This is a genomic window from Amycolatopsis sp. SID8362 (genome assembly GCF_010550475.1).
Taxonomy (GTDB): domain Bacteria; phylum Actinomycetota; class Actinomycetes; order Mycobacteriales; family Pseudonocardiaceae; genus Amycolatopsis; species Amycolatopsis eburnea.
The window spans coordinates 1-3,029 of the sequence record NZ_JAAGNB010000202.1 but is presented as its reverse complement, the minus strand read 5'-3'; the positions used below and the strand labels follow the sequence as shown (position 1 = coordinate 3,029).

The following is a 3,029-nucleotide window of genomic DNA, read 5'->3' as shown; positions in this document are numbered from 1 at the left end:
CGGCCGGGAGCCCGGTCGGCGGCCCGAGGTGCGCGAGCAGGTCGACGACCTGTCCGGTGTCGTGCTCGACGAGCCGCGCCAGCGCGGGACCGAACCGCGTCCAGACGGCGTTGCGCCCGGCATCGCCGGCTTCGGTCAGCCGACGGCGCAGGTGGGTGAGCACGACGGCGGGGTGCCGGCGGGCCAGCGCGGCGAGGTTGGGCACGGCGAAGTCCAGTTCGGGCAGCAAGGCCGTGACTGTGTCGGCTTCGCAGGCCGCCAGCACGGCGGCCGCCTCGTGGTCACCGAACCGCGCGCGCACCGAGGGCAGCAGCGCTTCGGCCCACGCGGTGGCGCCGGTGGCACGCACCACGCGGTAGAGGGTGTGCCGCCAGGCGAGGGGCGCGGTGGGCAGGGCCGCGGTGAGGACGTCGAAGTGCAAGCCGTGGCGAGCGCAGTGGACCATCAGCTGACCGGCGACCCGGAGGTCGGCCGTGCCGATGCCGCGGCGGATGTGCGTGTCGTCGGCCGCGATGACGGCCATCGTCGCGGCCCAGCCGCGGGGCAGCCCGGGAACGGCGTCCAGTTCCGCGAGCAGCGTGGTCAGCTCGGGGGAGCCGGCCAGCGCGCGTGCGGTGTCGGCGAGGACCCGCCGCCGGGCCGGCGCGGCCAGCGGATCGATCCGTGCGAGAAGGGCGCGCATGTCCATCTCGGGCATTGTTCCCGATCATGGGGGTCGCACCAACGCAATTACCGAAGTGCTCGGGAAACCGCTGGCATACTCAGGTCGTGACGGATCTTCCGGCGGACGTGGAGACGCATTGCCGGCAGCTGGCAGCGCAACGCCAGTGGCCGCCGGAGACCGAGGCGGCGTTCCGGGTGAGCGTCGCGTGGTATCGGGCTTTGGACGAGGGCTCCGAGCCTCGCCGGTACTTCGAGTACGTGGATCACGAAGGTCTGGTCGACGCGGGAGCCCGCTGGCTGTTCGAGGCCGTCATCGTCAACCACGAAACGGTGGCCATCAAACAGATCGAGCTGGATTCGTCCGGGGTGGTTCGCCGCTACTGGTGGCGGTATCTGGAGGATGACGCCGGCGGACTCGCCGATCAGGTACTGGACGGCGCCGAACCCGGCCTCAAGCCGGTTACCCGCTCTGCGTTCTATGCGCTGTGGAAGAGCAGCATCGACGAGTGAGCTGGTGACGGTGACCGAGGAGCTTGTGCGCGAGGTGACGTTCCCCAGCGCCGCTGGGGTGCTGGCGGGGTCGCTGGCCGTTCCCGATCGCAGTGCCCCGGTTCCGGGTGTGGTCATGGTCGGCGGGTCCGGACCGTCGGACCGAACCAACGACAATTTCTTCCCGCTGATCCGGGGGCACCTCGTGGCAGCCGGGCTCGCAGTCCTCTCCTACGACAAGCGTGGTGTCGGCGCGTCCTCCGGGGACTGGCTCGCGGGAACGATCGACGACTTCGCCGTCGACGCCGTTTCAGCGCTGAACTTCCTCCGCGCCGAGCCTGGTGTCCAGGCCGAGGCGACCGGGCTGTTCGGCCACAGCGAAGGAGGTTGGGTCGTGCTGCGCGCCGCCGCCCGTGAGGACGTGCCCTGGGTGGTCACCAACGGTTGCCCCGGTATGACACCCGCAGTTCAAGATCGTTATGCGCTGGCCACCGCACTCGCCGCCATCCCCGGTGTCACGCCGTCCGACGCCGAGATGACTTTGGCTGCGTACGACCGTCTCGTCGAAGCCGGTAGGCACGGCGCCGACTTCGCCGAAGCCAGCCGGTTCGTTCGAGCCTTTTCGATTCCCGCTGCCGTCCGCGAGTTGTTCGGCGAATACTGGTCCGAGATGAACGAAAGCAGTTGGGAGTTCACCAAGCGCAAACAGGACCACGACCCGATCCCGGACGTGCTGCGGCTGCGCTGCCCGCACCTGGCGACCTTCGGCGGTGCGGACGAACTGGTGCCCGTGGCGGACAGCGTCGCGCTGTTCACCGCGGCCGCCTGCCGGGCCGAACGGCATCCGCGAGCGACGCTGACCGTCGAAGTCTTCCCCCATGCCGACCACCGTGTTCGAGTACCCGGCGAACCCGCCTTGGTGACCGGTTTCGTCGAGACCCTGGCCCGGTGGATCACGGAGATGAACGCCCGCTCATCGGCATGAGCGCGCGCGTCACAGCTCCGCGATGGCGAGCAGCGTGTCCCGATCGTCCAGCCGGGACAGGCGCTCGTGCAGGGCGTCGGAACAGAGCCAATCGCGGATCGGCGCGGCCGGGTCCGGCGGGAACCACCACAGGCTCGGCTCGCCGCCGGCCGCCAAGTCGCCGGCCCAGAAGCGGGCCAGGCGCGCGATTTCCGCGTCGGCGCCGGTCACCGTGTCGAGGTAGCTCAACCAGGGGCGCAGGTCGTGGTCGACGTGGGCCGCCGCGCACACCAAACCCGCCACCGCGAGCGGAGGCCCCGCGAGCGCACGCGTCACCATCGCGCGAAGCTCACCGCGCACCGCGGCTTGCTCCTCCGCAGGCCACGTCGAGAAGCGGGCGTACGTCAAACCGCGCAGCAGCAGCGCGTCCGGTGAGGACTCCAGCAACCCGAGGATCCGGGGCGCGAGGCCACGCCACACCAGGCCGTACTGCTCCCGCGGCCAGTGGTCGGTGACCTCCCGGGCGAAGGCGCCCACCAGCTCGTCCGGCACCAGCGCGGGGTCGCCGCCGAGCAGGTCCAGATCGGACTGCGGGTAGCAGTACGCGCAACCGTCCACCCGCCCGACGCGGGGTACTCCGGCGAAGACCTGGCCGAGATCCATGCTCGGCACCTTACGGCGCCGAGTGGACAGATCCCGGACAGTCACCGTCGCGCGGGCAACTTCCGCGCCGGGTGCCGCGTTGATCGCGGTGCGGCGAGGGGAGCTTGCGTGGCGGAAAAGGGACGCTGGATCACGAAGGACGGGCGGCGGATCTTCATCCGCGCCGGGGGCGGCAAGGGCAAGGGGATGGTGGTCGCGGCGGTGGCCGCGCTCGCCGTCGCCGGTGGGGCGGGGGGTGTGGGGGCCTTCG

Annotated in this window: 3 protein-coding genes and 1 pseudogene; 2 read left to right on the top strand and 2 right to left on the bottom strand. The window is 71.0% G+C overall.

Features of this window, described 5'->3' with window-relative positions; all coding sequences use genetic code 11:
* A pseudogene (locus G3I65_RS07350) lies at positions 1-697 on the bottom strand (hypothetical protein); the annotation flags it as partial.
* Positions 698-768: 71 nt separating this feature from the next.
* On the opposite strand from G3I65_RS07350, the gene G3I65_RS07345 reads away from it, so the two are divergent.
* Complete coding sequence (locus tag G3I65_RS07345; protein ID WP_160695414.1) at positions 769-1,173, top strand: hypothetical protein; 405 nt, start codon at positions 769-771, stop codon at positions 1,171-1,173.
* Between the two features lie 4 nt (positions 1,174-1,177).
* The gene (locus G3I65_RS07340; protein ID WP_160695413.1) at positions 1,178-2,137 is read left to right on the top strand and encodes a S9 family peptidase; all 960 of its coding nucleotides are present in this window, start codon (positions 1,178-1,180) and stop codon (positions 2,135-2,137) included.
* A 9-nt stretch (positions 2,138-2,146) separates the two neighbouring features.
* On the opposite strand, the gene G3I65_RS07335 is transcribed toward G3I65_RS07340, so the two are convergent.
* Positions 2,147-2,779: a hypothetical protein gene (locus G3I65_RS07335; protein ID WP_160695412.1), complete on the bottom strand. Its 633-nt coding sequence runs from the start codon at positions 2,777-2,779 to the stop codon at positions 2,147-2,149.
* Positions 2,780-3,029 lie beyond the last annotated feature (250 nt).

What these genes read in the sequence shown, in the direction of transcription:
- G3I65_RS07335 (WP_160695412.1), bottom strand. Translation starts at nt 2,779, where the DNA reads ATGGATCTCGGCCAGGTCTTCGCCGGAGTACCCCGCGTCGGGCGGGTG.